Source organism: Pseudomonas sp. 14P_8.1_Bac3 (assembly GCF_025466085.1).
Taxonomy (GTDB): Bacteria; Pseudomonadota; Gammaproteobacteria; order Pseudomonadales; family Pseudomonadaceae; genus Aquipseudomonas.
Genome location: NZ_JANLOD010000033.1, coordinates 134,896 through 149,108, shown reverse-complemented (window position 1 = coordinate 149,108; position 14,213 = coordinate 134,896). Strand labels below are relative to the sequence as shown.

The window sequence follows — 14,213 nt, the reverse complement described above, 5'->3', positions numbered from 1 at the left end:
ATGCACAGCAGCGACAGTGAATTCATCGTCCGCCAGGACAACGCCGTCTACGAGACGGACACCCCGGTGCTGTACAGCGTGGCCGAGGGTATCGCCACGCTGACGCTGAACCGGCCGACGTTCAACAACGCGCAAAACTCGCAGATGACCTACGCCCTCGATGCTGCCCTGCGCCAGGCCGTGGACGACGACAGCGTCAAGGTCATCGTCCTGCGCGGCAACGGCAAGCATTTCTCGGCGGGGCATGACATCGGTACGCCGGGGCGCGATATCGACAAGCCATTCGAGCGCGCGCACCTGTGGTGGGACCACACCAACAAGCCCGGCGGCGAGCAGCTGTATGCCCGCGAGCAGGAGGTGTACCTGGGCATGTGCCGACGCTGGCGCGAGTTGCCCAAGCCGACCATCGCCATGGTGCACGGTGCGTGCATCGCGGGCGGGCTGATGCTGGCCTGGGTCTGCGACCTGATCGTCGCCAGCGATGACGCGTTCTTCCAGGATCCGGTGGTGCGCATGGGCATTCCGGGGGTGGAGTACTTTGCCCATCCCTACGAAATGAACCCGCGTCTGGCCAAGGAGTTTCTCTTCACGGGTGACCGTATGAGCGCCACCCGCGCCTGGCAGGTGGGCATGGTCAATCGGTTGGTGCCGTTCGCCGAACTGGAACAAGCCACCTATGCCCTGGCGGCCGGTATCGCCCGTCAGCCGCGCATGGGTCTGGCCCTGACCAAACAGGCGATCAACCACGTCGAGGACTTGCAAGGCAAACGCACGGCCATGGATGCCGTGTTCGCCTGGCACCACTTTGCCCATGCCCATAACGAATTGTTGTCCGGGGACAAACTGGGCGGTTTCGATGCCAGGGGCATGGCGCAAGCGAACAAGCGGGCCGAGGACAAAAGCCAATGAATCGCTGGCTCGATACGCCGCTGACTGAGGCCCTTGGTTGCCGTTACCCGATTGTCCAGACCGCCATGGGCTGGGTCGCCGATGCGAACCTAGTGATCGCCACGACCCAGGCCGGGGGCTTCGGCTTCCTGGCGGGAGCGACCATCGCGGCCGATGAGCTGGAAGGCGAGATCCGCAAGGTGATCGATGTCACCGGCGGCAGCAACTTTGGCCTCAATTTCCACATGTTCCAGGACAATGCCGCACAGTGCGTCGACCTGGCGATCCAGTATCGCCTGCGTGCCGTGAGCTACGGACGCGGTCCGGACAAACACACCATCGCCCGTTTCAAGGCGGCCAACGTGCTGTGCATTCCCACCGTGGGCGCGCTGAAACATGCGCTCAAGGCGGTGGAACTGGGGGCCGACCTGATTACCGTCCAGGGCGGCGAGGGCGGTGGCCACACCGGCGGCGTGCCCAGTTCGATCCTGTTGCCGCAAGTACTGGCGGCGGTCAAGGTGCCCGTGATCGCGGCGGGGGGGTATGCCACCGGCCGTGGCCTGGCCTCGGTGCTGGCGGCCGGTGGCGCCGGTATCGCCATGGGCACGCGCTTTCTCATGACCCGCGAATCGCCGACGCCGTCCACGACCCTGGAACGCTACCTGAAAGTCAACGATCCGCAGCAGGTGCGCGTGACCACGGCAGTGGACGGCATGCGCCACCGCATGATCGAAAACCGTTTCATCAATCATCTGGAACAGGCGGGTCCGTTCGGTCGCCTGCGCATTGCCCTGGGTAGCGCCTGGCAGTGGAAGCAGCAGACCGGCATGAGCCTGGGGCACATGGCCTCGGTCTTCATCCGGGCCGTGCGTGAAGACGCCTCGACGCTGTCGCAGGTGGTGATGGCCGCCAATCAACCGGTGCTGTTGCAACGCTCGATGGTCGATGGCGCCCCGGACGAGGGCATCTTGCCCAGCGGCCAGGTCGCGGCGGCCATCGGCGAGCTGCTCAGTTGCCGTGAGGTCATCGAAGGCATCGCCAGCGAGGCCCAGCACTGTCTGGACGCGCTTCTGGCGCGCAGCCAGCCCAGTCCCTCGAACCATCCCGCCAGTATTGGAGAACCCCTGTGAACCAGGCATTTACGACACAACTCAATCAGGGGATCGCTGAGCTGGTGATCGCCAAGCCCCCGGTCAATGCCCTAGATAGCCATGAATGGCATGCACTGGCGCGGGAGATCGAAGCCCTCGGGGCCGACCCAGACGTGCGGGTGATCGTCATCCGCGCCGAAGGCCGGGGCTTCTGCGCCGGGGTCGATATCAAGGAACTGGACAAGCACCCGGAGCGAATCGTCGCGGTCAACGCCGGCAACTACGCCACCTTCAAGGCTGTGCATCGCAACCCGGTGCCGGTGATTGTCGCGGTCCATGGTTTCGTCCTGGGTGGCGGCATCGGCATCACCGGGGCCGCAGACATCGTCCTCGCCGCCGAATGCGCCACCTTCGCCCTGCCGGAAGTCGACCGTGGTGCCATGGGCGGCGGTGCGCATTTGCAGCGCCTGTTCCCGGTGCAAAAAGTCCGTTACCTGTTCTTCACCGGCGACACCATCGGCGCCCGCGAGGCCCTTCAGTACGGCTTCATCGAGCGCATCGTGAGCAAGGAACAACTGCGCGAAACCGCCCTCGGCATCGCCGCGAAAATCGCCGAAAAGAGCCCCGCCATGATCCGCCTCGCCAAGGAAGCCTTGAACGGTATCGAAGACGGCAACCTGGAGGACAAATACCGCTGGGAGCAGGGCTTCACCCTGCAGGCCTATAGCAGCCCCGATTCCGCCGAAACGCGCCGGGCCTTCGTCGAAAAACGCGACGCCAAGTTCTGAGGTAACGCCATGGACCTGACTTTTACCCCCAAGCAAAACGCCTTTCGCGCCGAGGTGCGCGCCTGGCTCGCGGCCAATCTGCCTGCCGAGCCGCTGGCCAGCTACGACACCCGCGAAGGCTTCGAGCAGCATCGGGCCTGGGAGGCCAAGCTGTTCGAAAGCCGCTGGTCGATGGTGATGTGGCCGGCCGAACTGGGCGGTCGGGGTTGCGACCTGATCGAGTGGCTGATTTTCGAAGAAGAATATTACGGCGCCGGGGCACCGATGCGTGTCAACCAGAACGGCCAGTTGCTGCTGGGGCCGACCCTGATGGAATTCGGTACGCCGGAGCAGAAGCAGCGCTTCCTGCCGCGCATGGCGGCCAGCCTGGACATGTGGGCGCAAGGCTGGTCCGAGCCCAACGCCGGCTCCGACATGGCGGCGATCACTAGCAAGGCCGTGCTCGACGGCGACCATTATGTGATCAATGGGCAGAAAACCTGGTCGACCCGGGCGATCTACGCCGACTGGCTGTTCGGCCTGTTCCGCAGTGAACCGGGATCGACCCGTCACCACGGCCTGTCGTTCGTCATGGTGCCGCTGGACACGCCGGGGGTGAGCATTCGCCCGATCAAGGCACTCAACGGCAAGGACGCGTTCGCCGAGGTGTTTTTCGACGACGTGCGGGTGCCGGTGGCCAACCGCATCGGTGCGGAAGGACAGGGCTGGCATGTGGCAATGGCCACCGCCGGTTTCGAGCGCGGCCTGCTGTTGCGTTCACCGGCACGCTTCCAGGCCACGGCACGCAAACTGGTTGAACTGTACAAGGCGCACCGCGCCAGCGCCGACCGCGACCCGGGCTTGCGCGATGCCGTGCTGGAGACCTGGATGGGCGCCGAAGCCTACGCCTTGTCGGCCTACCACACCGTCGGCCGCTTGAGTCAGGGCGAGCAGATCGGCGCCGAGTCGAGCATCAACAAAATCATCTGGTCGGAGCTGGACCTGAAGATGCACGAAACCGCCATGCGCATTCTCGGTACGCGCGGCGAGCTGCTGACCAATGGCCCGGACGCCAGTGATGCAGCGGGCTGGCTGGAGGGCTTTCTGTTCGCCCAGTCCGGCCCGATCTATGCCGGCACCAATGAAATCCAGCGCAACATCATTGCCGAGCGGATGCTCGGCCTGCCGAAATAAGGAGCCGCCATGGACTTCACTTTTAACGACGACCAGTTGGCGTTCCGCGAAGCCATCAGCCGTTTCCTGATGACCGAGGCCGCGCCGGAAATGCTCCGGGAAATCTGGGAAACCGATGTCGGGCGCTCCCGTGACCTGCGCAACAAGATCGCCGGCCAGGGACTGACCGCCTTGTCGGTGCCCGAGGCCGAAGGAGGCCTGGGCATGGACGATGTGACCTGGGCACTGATGACGCAAGAGCTGGGTTACTACGCCATTCCCGACTCATTGGCCGACACCGCCTACGTTGCCAGCGGCCTGCTCGCCGGTCTGCCCGCGCAGCACCCGGTTCGTGCCGACCTGTTGCCGCGAATTGCCGACGGCAGCTTGCGCATGGCGATCGGTCATCCGGTCAATGCCCTGGTCAGCGACGCGCAGCTGGCTGAAGTGCTGATCCTCACCGACGGCGACGACATCCACGTGGTGCCGCGTTCCCAGGTGACCGTGGACAATCATTCAAGCATCGATGCCTCGCGGCGCCTGGGCCGGGTGACCTGGACTCCGTCGCCGGCCACTTGTGTGGCCAGCGGCGAGCTGGGCAGCACCTTGCGCGATCGCCTGCTGGACCGTGGCGCACTGTCGGTGGCCGGGCAATTGCTGGGGCTGGCGCAGCGCATGCTGGATCTGTCGGTGGACTACGTGGCCCAGCGCAAACAGTTCGGCAAGCCGATCGGCAGTTTCCAGGCGGTCAAGCATCACCTGGCCGATGTGGCCCGTTACATCGAACAGGCCAAACCGGTGTTGTACCGCGCCGCCCATGCCTTGGCCCGCGGTGATGCCAACGCTGGCGTGCAGGTCTCGCAGGCGCGCCTGGCCGCCAACGAGGCGAGCTGGATCGCGGCTCGCAAGGGCATCCAGGTGCACGGTGCGATGGGATACACCTGGGAAGTGGACCTGCAGATGTTCATGAAGCGCGCCTGGGCCCTTGATGCGTCCTGGGGCGACCGCGGTTTTCATAAAGACCGGGTCAGCGACTACCTGTTCGCCGACGCCACCCGCCTGGGGCCGGGACACACTTTCGAGGAATGAGTCATGACACAGGCTTACATTGTTGATGCACTGCGCAGCCCTACCGGCAAGCGCAAGGGGTCATTGAGCGAGATCCACGCCATCGACCTGGGCGCCCATGTGCTCAAGGCGCTGGTGGGGCGCAACGTGATTCCCGCCGAGGACTACGACGACGTGATATTCGGTTGCGTTGATACCATCGGCTCCCAGGCCGGCGATATCGCCCGCACCAGTTGGCTGGCTGCCGGTTTGCCGCTGACGGTGCCGGGCACGACGGTGGATCGCCAGTGCGGTTCATCGCAACAGGCGCTGCATTTCGCCGCGCAAGCGGTGATGAGTGGCACCCAGGACGTGGTCGCGGTGGGTGGGGTGCAGACCATGACCCAAATCCCGATTGCTTCCGCGATGCTGGCCGGTCAGCCGCTGGGCTTTGCCGATCCGTTCTCCGGCAGCGTCGGCTGGCGGGCGCGGTTTGGGCAGCAGCCGGTCAACCAGTTCTATGCTGCGCAACGGATTGCCGATCATTGGCAGATCAGTCGCGAGCACATGGAAGCCTTTGCCCTGCAAAGCCACGAGCGAGCGTTGGCAGCCATCGCCAGCGGACGCTTTGCCCGGGAAATCGTTGCCTGCCAGGGGTTGGCGGTGGATGAAACGCCGCGCCAGAGCAGCCTGGCGAAGATGGCCGAATTGCAACCGGTGGACCCGCAGTTCCCGTCGATCACCGCGGCCGTGTCCAGCCAGACGTGCGACGCTTCCGCGGCCTTGCTGGTGGTCTCCGAAGCGGCGCTCAAGCGTTACGACTTGACCCCGCGGGCGCGGATTCATCACCTGACCGTGCTCGGCGACGATCCGATCTGGCACCTCACCGCACCCATTGCCGCGACCCGCCGGGCCCTGGCCAAAAGCGGTCTGAGCATGGCTGACATCGACCGGGTGGAGATCAACGAGGCCTTCGCCTCGGTGGTCATGGCCTGGGCGAAGGAGCTGGATTACGACCCGGCGCGCACCAACGTCAACGGCGGCGCGATTGCCCTGGGTCATCCATTGGGCGCCACCGGGGCACGACTGATGACCACGCTGCTGAACGAACTGGAATGCAGCGGTGGCCGCTACGGCCTGCAAACCATGTGCGAAGGCGGTGGCCAGGCCAACGTGACGATCATCGAGCGTCTGTAGTTTTTTCAGGCGGGCCGCCGCTTCGGGCGTGCGGCCCTGCGCATTTTTCAAGGAGTAAAACATGGCTACGTGTACCGATCGTACGGTGATTATCACGGGGGCGGGTGGCGGGCTTGGTCGGGCCTACGCCCTGGCGTTCGCGGCCGAGGGCGCCAAGGTGCTGGTCAACGATATCCGCGCCGAGGCCGCCGAAGCGGTGGCAGACGAGATCCGCGCCCAGGGTGGCCAGGCCATCGCCAACAGCGACGACATCACCACCCTGGCCACCGCGCAACGCATCGTGGATGCGGCATTGGCGGCGTTCGGCGAGGTCCATGTGCTGATCAATAACGCCGGCGTATTGCGCGATCGCATGTTCATCAGCCTCAGTGAGGAGGACTGGGACATGGTCATGCGTGTGCACCTCAAGGGTCATTACTGCCTGGCCAACATCCTCGGTCGCCGCTGGCGCGATCAGGCCAAGGCCGGCCAGCCGGTCGACGCGCGGATCATCAACACCAGCTCCGGTGCCGGCCTGCAGGGCTCGGTGGGGCAGTCGAATTATTCAGCGGCCAAGGGCGGCATCGCTGCGCTGACCCTGGTGCAAGCGGCGGAACTGGCCCGCTACGGCGTTACCGCCAACGCGCTGGCTCCGGCCGCCCGTACCTCGATGACCGAAAGCGCCATGCCGGAGGTGGTCAAGAAGCCGGAGGACGGCAGCTTCGACGCCTGGGCCGCCGAAAACGTCGCGCCGCTGGTGGTGTGGCTGGGCAGCACGCAATCGGCCCACGTCACCGGTCAGGTGTTCGAAAGCCAGGGCGGTCGCATCTCCCTGGGGGATGGCTGGCGCACGGGCGTCACCCGCGACAAGGGCGCGCTGTGGAAAGTCGAAGAAATCGGCGCGGCCGTGGATGCCATCCTCGCCGAAGCCCCAAGGCCCCAAAGAGTCTGGGGCAGCTAAGGCCCCGATCCCAGTGGGAGCTGGCCTGCCAGCGATGGCGGCGTTACAGCCGACCCATCTCCCGCAGTCATACCCGATCTACTGTGGGAGCTGGCCTGCCAGCGATGACGGCCTGACAGCCAACCTGATGTCAAGCGAGCGCGTTCCCCTGCAGCTTGCCCGCGAAGCGGATAGCGCGGTGCATGTGTTGCTCCACGCGTCCATACCCCATTTTGACGATGCGCCCGCATCGCCCCCTCCGTACAACTGCAGCGTATTGATTTCTTCGGAGGTAGACGCTGTGAAACAAGCCCCCCCTTATGTGCCCGGTCACCAACTGTTGGCCGGCAAGTCGGTATTGATCACCGCTGCCGCCGGTGCCGGTATCGGTTATTCGGCGGCCCGGCGCAGTGCCGAGGAGGGTTGTCGGGCATTGATGATTTCCGACGTCCACCCGCGCCGGCTGGAGGAAGCGGTCGAGCGCCTGAAAGCCGAAACCGGTCTGCAGGCGATTTTTGGCCAGCTGTGCAATGTCACCGTCGAAGACGAAGTCCAGGCCTTGGTGGCTGCAGCCGAGGACGCCCTGGGCGGGGTCGACGTGCTGATCAACAATGCGGGGCTGGGTGGCCAGAAACGCGTGGTGGAGATGAGCGACGAAGAGTGGTTGCGGGTTCTCGACGTGACCCTGACCGGCACCTTCCGCATGACCCGGGCGATGTTGCCGCACATGCAGCGGCGCGGCGCGGGGGCCATCGTCAATAACGCATCGGTGCTCGGTTGGCGGGCGCAGAAAGAGCAGGCCCATTACGCCGCCGCCAAGGCCGGCGTCATGGCGCTGACCCGCTGCAGCGCGCTGGAAGCCGCCGAGTTCGGCGTGCGCATCAACGCGGTATCGCCATCGATTGCCCTGCACGACTTTCTCAAGAAGGCCTCCAGTGAACAACTGCTGGCGAGCCTGGCCGGGCGCGAAGCGTTCGGTCGCGCCGCGGAAGTCTGGGAGGTGGCCAACGTGATGATGTTCCTGGCCAGCGACTATGCCTCCTACCTGGTCGGCGAAGTGCTGTCCGTCAGTTCGCAACAAGCGTGAGGATTGATACATGAGCCACGTATTCAGCAGTGCCCGGGCGTTGCTCGCGGCCGAAGGCCTGGACCTGGGGCACACCGAATGGTTGACCATCAGCCAGCAGCGCATCGACCTGTTCGCCGAGGCCACCGGCGATCACCAGTGGATCCATGTCGACCCGGTGCGTGCCGCCAACGGACCGTTCGGCGCCTGCGTTGCCCACGGCTACCTGACCCAGTCGCTGGCCAATCTGTTCATGCCGCAGTTGATGACCCTCGAAAACATGGCGATGGGGGTCAACTACGGCAGCGACCGAGTGCGCTTTCCGGCGCCGGTCAGGGTCGACTCGCGGGTGCGCGGCAGCGGCCTGATCATTCGCGCCGAAGCGCTGGGCGACACCGTACAAGTGGTGGTGCGCATCACCGTGGAAGTTGAGGGCCAGGCCCGTCCCGGTTGCGTGATCGACACCATCAGCCGCTACACCTTCCACCCCCTTTGCAAGTGAGTGCCTCATGGACCTGAATGAAGTTGTAATCGTCGCCACTGCCCGTACCGCGCTGGCCAAATCGTTTCGTGGATCGTTCAACGATACCGAGGCCCCGGTGCTGGGTGGCCATGTGGTTCGCGCGGTGGTCGAGCGTGCCGGCATCGAGCCGGGCGATGTCGAGGACGTGATCATGGGCGCGGCGGTGCAGCAGGGCACCCAGGCCTATAACATCGGCAGGCTTTGCGCCTATACCGGCGGCTTGCCGGACAGCGTGCCGGGCATGGCCCTGGACCGGATGTGCGCCTCGGGCCTGATGAGCATCGGCGTGGCGGCCAAGAGCATCATGGCTGGCGAGATGAACATCGCCATCGGCGGTGGCGTGGAGTCCCTGTCGCTGACCCAGACCAAACACAAGAACAGTTACCGCGCCCAGTCCGAAGCGGTGTTGCAAGTGATGCCCAGCGCCTACATCCCGATGATCGAAACCGCCGAGATCGTATCCCGTCGCTATGGCATCAGCCGCGCGGCCCAAGACGAATATTCGCTGCAAAGCCAGCTGCGCACCGCCGCCGCGCAACGGGCTGGCCTTTTCGATGAGGAAATTGTTGGCCTGAGTGTGGACAAGCTGCTATTCGCCGACGGTCAGCCCAATGGTCATGAGCGCGTGCAGGTGCTGCGTGACGAGTGCAACCGGCCGACGACGCGCCTGGAAGACCTGGCGGGATTGAAGCCGGTCTGGAAGGACGGTAAATGGATTGAACAGGGCGAGTTCGTCACCGCCGGCAACGCCTCGCAATTTTCCGACGGGGCCGCGGCAAGTCTGCTGATGAGTCGTGCCGAAGCCAGGCGCCGCGGCTTGACGCCGCTGGGTATCTACCGAGGCATCGCCGTCGGCGGTTGCGCACCGGAAGAGATGGGCATCGGCCCAGTGATCGCCATCCCCAGGTTGCTCAAGCGTTTTGGCCTGAGCGTGGCGGACATCGGTTTGTGGGAGATCAACGAGGCTTTCGCCAGCCAGGTATTGCATTGCCGCGATGCGCTGGAGATACCGGCGGAGCGCTTGAACGTCAATGGCGGCGCGATTGCCATCGGCCACCCGTTCGGCATGTCCGGTGCGCGGATGGTGGGCCATGCCTTGCTCGAGGGGCGCCGCCGTGGTGTGCGCTATGTGGTCATCGCCATGTGCATTGGTGGCGGGATGGGCGCCGCGGGCTTGTTCGAACTGCCCTGAAGCAAGCGGGCCGGCTGCGCTTTCTTGATTGAATCCATGGGGGCCCGCGGGTCGGGCCTCCTGCTGGGGAATGGTTATGCAAAGTTGTCTGCCCAATGCACAGGTCCTGGCACACATGGGCCTGGAGTTAGCCGAGTACGAACAGCTCATTGGCGACCTTTACGATTCGGCGATGAATACCCGCAGTTTGAGCGATGCGTTGCGCAAGCTGCGGGCGTTGTTCAAGGCCAACTTCGTGACGTTGATCCTGCGGGTCCAGGACGAGCCGCTGCTGTCGCCCATGGTGGTTGCGGGCGATATCGAGCTGGGGGAGGGCGGGATCAATCATTTTGCCTATTACTCCAAATCCACCCTGTTCGACAGCCTGCCCACCGACACGGTGTTCACGGTCGATGAACTGATGAGCGATGCCGAATGGAGCCGTTCGGCGTTTTACCTGTTGTATTGCCAACCTTACGATTGCTACCACATGCTCGGTGCCGATATCCGCATTCCGGATGGCGGCACCGTACGCTTCCGGGTCAATCGGCCTCAGGGCCAGCCCCGGTTCAGCGAGGCCGAACGGGCCATGTGCGCCATGCTGTTGCCGCATTTGCGCCGGGCCTTGCACATGCATTCGCTGCTGGGCCGCAGCGAGTCGCTGGGCAGCCTGTATTCCCAGACCATCAGCCGCCTGGCGGTGGCAACCATCGTGCTCGATGAAAACGGCAGCGTGGTGCAACTCAATCCCGTAGCCCGCGAGATTATCGACAGCCAGGACGGCCTCAAGGTGGTGGGCGGTCGACTGGAAGCGACCTACCCCAGCGACAATCGTGAGCTGGCGCGCTTGGTGCGCAACGCCTTCCAGCGCGCCAGGCAGGGCGTCGCCAAGGGTGTGCAGGTGGCTGAGGCCACGTCGATATCCCGCCCTTCGGGCTTGGTCAGTCTCGGCGTGGTGGTGGAGCTGATCCCGTCCCAGGAACTGCTCGAAGGCAAGGGCAAACCCACGGTGGTGGTGTATGTGCGCGACGCGGTCAGCAAGTCGCTGGTCAGCACGGTACTGACGTCGCAGCTGTACAACCTGACCCCGGCGGAAACCGCGCTGGCCCTGGAACTGGCCAACGGTCTGTCGCTGGAGGAAGCCTCGGAAACCCTGAATATCCGGCGCAATACGGCGCGGGCGCATTTGCGCTCGATCTTTTCCAAGACCGGCGTGCGGCGCCAGACCGAGCTGGTGCGGATCATGCTTAACAGCGTGGTGGCGCTGGGCGCGCCGCAGCCGACGGCGTCGCCGCTATGACGCGCCGGACGTGAAAATGCGTTAGTCCGTGCGGACGATGCTGGTCGAATCCTGAGATGTCGATACTGGGCAACCAATGTCGAACTGAACAAGGAGAATAATAATGACCGGCAGTAATCAGTCCGCGGGCTGGGCCCTGGTGTTGTTGATGGGATGCTGTGGCGTCGGGACGGCGAATGCCGCCCCGGAAGACGTCGCGCGCCTGGGCAATGATTTGACGTGTCTGGGTGCGGAAAAGGCCGGCAACGCCGACGGCAGCATCCCTGCATTCAGTGGCAAATGGCTGGGGGCGCCGCCTCATGTGGATTTCAAGGGCACCGGCAATCATCCGGTGGACCCGTATCCGGACGAAAAACCGTTGTTCGTCATTACCGCGCAGAACCTCGCGCAATACAGCGACTCTCTGTCCGACGGCCAGAAAGCCCTGTTCAAGCTGTACCCGGCCACCTACAAAATGCCGGTCTACCCTTCGCACCGGGATTTCCGTTTCAATGATGCGGTATGCCAGGCCACCCGCGAGAACGCCAGCGTGGCGCGGCTGGTGGATGATGGCGAAGGGGTGGTCGGCAAGACCGGCGGCACACCATTCCCGGTACCGCGCAGCGGTCTTGAGCTGCTGAAGAATGCCTCGACCTTCACCTTGCGCGCCTGGACCGAGGAATACACCTCAGACAACGCCTACGTGCTCAAGGACGGCAACATCAATTGGGGGCGCGTACATTCGCGCAACCTGGCCCCCGCGCTGGAGCCGGGCAAGGTGGGCGATACCACCGGCAACTCGTCGTTCTATCTCAACGAAACCCTGCTGCCGCAGCGCGACAAGGGCGAGATCAATACTGGGACCGAGTTCTGGAACGACAAGACCGAACCTCGCCAGGCCTGGCGTTACGATCCGGGCACCCGGCGCGTGCGCCAGTCGCCGGGCTATGGCTTCGACATGTCGTTCCCGGGCAGCGGTGGCTCGATCACCGTGGACGAGGTTCGGCTGTTCAACGGTTCCGGGCAACGTTATGACTGGAAGATCGTCGGCAAGCGCGAGATGTTCATTCCCTACAACACCTATCGCCTGCACGCGGCCAACCTCAAGTACGCCGACCTGTTGACACCTGGGCACATCAGTCCGGATGCCATGCGTTATGAGCGTCATCGGGTATGGGAGCTGGAGGGCACCTTGAAGCCGGGCTTCCGCCACCTCTATGGCAAACGCAAGTTGTACATCGACGAAGACACCTGGTTCCCGATGCTCGCCGACAACTACGACAACCGCGGCGAGCTGTGGCGCACGTCGATGGTCAACTATTTCTACGCCTACGAAAGCCAGCGGCCGCAAGCGGGGGTGGGTCTTTATTACGACCTCAACGCCGGCAGCTACCTGGCGTTCAACCTGATCAATGAACAGCGCAACGGCTACCTGTTGAACAGGCCCGGTTTCAGTCCCCGGGACTTCGGTCCGGAAGCTGCCCGGCGTTTTGGCCAGTGACCGTGACACGTCGCGTCCTGTGTCGCTGTGTGAGAGTCCATCGCATTTGACCTAGTCCAACTGAAGGATGATCCCGTTGCGCGGCCACCTGATGATGGGCGCCATGGGGTCACCCTGTATTTCTTGGGAGCGTTGCCTGCTCCGAAGTCTGCAACCGAGGAACAATAACAATGACGAAACTCGCTGAAATCAACATCGAGAATGCCCAGCGTACCCACCGGTACGCGCGCGGCTGGCATTGCCTGGGCAACGCCGAGGATTACCGTGACGGCAAGCCCCACACCCTGGAGATATTTGGTACACGGCTGGTGGCTTTTGCCGACAGCCAGGGTTCCATCAGCATCCTCGATGCCTATTGCCCGCACATGGGCGCCGACCTGTCCCAGGGCACGGTCGAGAATGACAGGCTGGTGTGCCCGTTCCATCACTGGAAGTACGACACCGCCGGCAAATGCGTGGAGATTCCCTACTGCAAACGCATTCCGCCCAAGGCCAAGACGCGCAGCTGGTTGACCTGCGAGGAGAACAAGCTGCTGTTCGTGTGGAACAACCCCGAGGGCCGTCCGCCGAAGGAGGGCGTGGTCATTCCGCACCTGCCGGAAATGGACGATCCCGACTGGGTTCATGACTGGAACATCGACACCATGCTGATCGAAACCAACCCGCGGGAGTTGGTCGATAACCTGGTGGATGCCCAGCACTTCGGCCCGGTACACGGCACGCCGACCAAATACTTCGCCAACGTCTTCGAAGGACATATCGGCCACCAGATTTTCCACGGTGACTCCGAACGCCTGGGCGGTGACCTGATCGCGCCGTCGGCCTACTACGGCCCGGCCACCCACTTCACGCACATCAGCTCGATGTTTGGCGATGTGCGTATCCACGCCATTCTGCTGAACAGCCATGTGCCGGTCACGCCCAACAGCTTCGACCTGCGCTTTGGCTGTATGGTCAAGCGCGTGCCGGGCTGGACTGAAGAGCAGAACCGGGAAGTGGCCAGGGCCTACGTCCAGGGCAACCGCGATTCGTTCTACCAGGACGTGGTGATCTGGAAACACAAGATCCGCATCGACAAGCCGGTGCTGGCGGAAACCGATGGGCCGGTCTATCAGCTGCGCGAATGGTACGAGCAGTTCTTCACCGATGAGGATGAGGTCCCCGCGTTCATGGCGGAGCGTCGCGAGTTCGTCACGGTCGACGAGCGCTGACGGAGCAAAGGGCGCCCTGGAGTGACCGACAGATCACTCCAGGGCCTGGTCTTGATGGTCACGAGAGCACTGACAATGAAAATAAAAAGTCATCCTGGCTACTACGTTCCTTTGTTGATCCTGGGTTTGCTGGTGTTGATCGTGCTGGTTTCGGCCCCGCCGGAATCGGCCAGCACCCGGGCCTGCAAGCAATACGCAAGCTGCGTTGCGATGAACGCCGGTGTCCCGAGCTTGCTCAACCTGCGCTAGCGACGCTCATGCACGCTTTGATCATTAACTTGTCAGTTTCGGTCATTGAGCGACCGCTGGAGTGCTCATAATCTGTAATCCATGACAAAGGGCGCCAAAGAGCGCCCTCACTTTTCCGTGATGGAGTTACC

The 14,213-nt window shown here is 63.7% G+C and carries 14 protein-coding genes; all 14 read left to right on the top strand.

Annotated elements, in window-relative coordinates; all coding sequences use genetic code 11:
- The 14 genes from NTD84_RS11065 (at window position 1) to NTD84_RS11000 (ending at window position 14,082) form a co-directional block, all read left to right on the top strand.
- Window positions 1–909 carry an enoyl-CoA hydratase gene (locus NTD84_RS11065; protein WP_262165160.1) on the top strand — a complete coding sequence of 303 codons (909 nt, stop codon included), beginning with the start codon at window positions 1–3 and terminating at the stop codon, window positions 907–909.
- Window positions 906–2,018 (top strand): NAD(P)H-dependent flavin oxidoreductase, encoded by a 1,113-nt coding sequence (locus tag NTD84_RS11060; protein WP_262165157.1) that lies wholly within the window; start codon window positions 906–908, stop codon window positions 2,016–2,018. Before NTD84_RS11065 ends, NTD84_RS11060 begins: the two co-directional genes overlap by 4 nt.
- Window positions 2,015–2,767 carry an enoyl-CoA hydratase family protein gene (locus tag NTD84_RS11055; RefSeq protein WP_262165155.1) on the top strand — a complete coding sequence of 251 codons (753 nt, stop codon included), beginning with the start codon at window positions 2,015–2,017 and terminating at the stop codon, window positions 2,765–2,767. The genes NTD84_RS11060 and NTD84_RS11055 overlap by 4 nt, the downstream gene beginning before the upstream one ends.
- Window positions 2,768–2,776: 9 nt before the next feature.
- On the top strand, window positions 2,777–3,940 hold the full coding sequence (locus NTD84_RS11050) for an acyl-CoA dehydrogenase family protein (protein WP_262165152.1): 1,164 nt from the start codon (window positions 2,777–2,779) through the stop codon (window positions 3,938–3,940).
- A gap of 9 nt (window positions 3,941–3,949) precedes the next feature.
- Window positions 3,950–5,008, top strand: a complete 1,059-nt coding sequence (locus NTD84_RS11045; RefSeq protein WP_262165150.1) for an acyl-CoA dehydrogenase family protein — start codon at window positions 3,950–3,952, stop codon at window positions 5,006–5,008.
- A gap of 3 nt (window positions 5,009–5,011) precedes the next feature.
- Window positions 5,012–6,163 (top strand): acetyl-CoA C-acetyltransferase, encoded by a 1,152-nt coding sequence (locus tag NTD84_RS11040; RefSeq protein ID WP_262165147.1) that lies wholly within the window; start codon window positions 5,012–5,014, stop codon window positions 6,161–6,163.
- A 61-nt stretch (window positions 6,164–6,224) separates the two neighbouring features.
- Window positions 6,225–7,103, top strand: a complete 879-nt coding sequence (locus tag NTD84_RS11035) for an SDR family oxidoreductase (protein ID WP_262165145.1) — start codon at window positions 6,225–6,227, stop codon at window positions 7,101–7,103.
- A gap of 280 nt (window positions 7,104–7,383) precedes the next feature.
- Window positions 7,384–8,169 carry an SDR family oxidoreductase gene (locus NTD84_RS11030; RefSeq protein WP_262165144.1) on the top strand — a complete coding sequence of 262 codons (786 nt, stop codon included), beginning with the start codon at window positions 7,384–7,386 and terminating at the stop codon, window positions 8,167–8,169.
- Window positions 8,170–8,179: 10 nt separating this feature from the next.
- Window positions 8,180–8,650 (top strand): MaoC family dehydratase, encoded by a 471-nt coding sequence (locus NTD84_RS11025; RefSeq protein ID WP_262165143.1) that lies wholly within the window; start codon window positions 8,180–8,182, stop codon window positions 8,648–8,650.
- 7 nt (window positions 8,651–8,657) lie between these two features.
- Window positions 8,658–9,863: an acetyl-CoA C-acyltransferase gene (locus tag NTD84_RS11020; protein WP_262165142.1), complete on the top strand. Its 1,206-nt coding sequence runs from the start codon at window positions 8,658–8,660 to the stop codon at window positions 9,861–9,863.
- Window positions 9,864–9,939: 76 nt separating this feature from the next.
- Window positions 9,940–11,142, top strand: a complete 1,203-nt coding sequence (locus NTD84_RS11015; protein ID WP_262165141.1) for a helix-turn-helix transcriptional regulator — start codon at window positions 9,940–9,942, stop codon at window positions 11,140–11,142.
- Between the two features lie 103 nt (window positions 11,143–11,245).
- Complete coding sequence (locus tag NTD84_RS11010; protein ID WP_262165140.1) at window positions 11,246–12,622, top strand: DUF1329 domain-containing protein; 1,377 nt, start codon at window positions 11,246–11,248, stop codon at window positions 12,620–12,622.
- 170 nt (window positions 12,623–12,792) lie between these two features.
- A complete protein-coding gene (locus tag NTD84_RS11005; RefSeq protein WP_262165139.1) occupies window positions 12,793–13,833 on the top strand; it encodes a Rieske 2Fe-2S domain-containing protein in 1,041 nt (346 codons plus the stop codon).
- Window positions 13,834–13,908: 75 nt separating this feature from the next.
- Window positions 13,909–14,082 (top strand): hypothetical protein, encoded by a 174-nt coding sequence (locus NTD84_RS11000; RefSeq protein WP_262165138.1) that lies wholly within the window; start codon window positions 13,909–13,911, stop codon window positions 14,080–14,082.
- Window positions 14,083–14,213 lie beyond the last annotated feature (131 nt).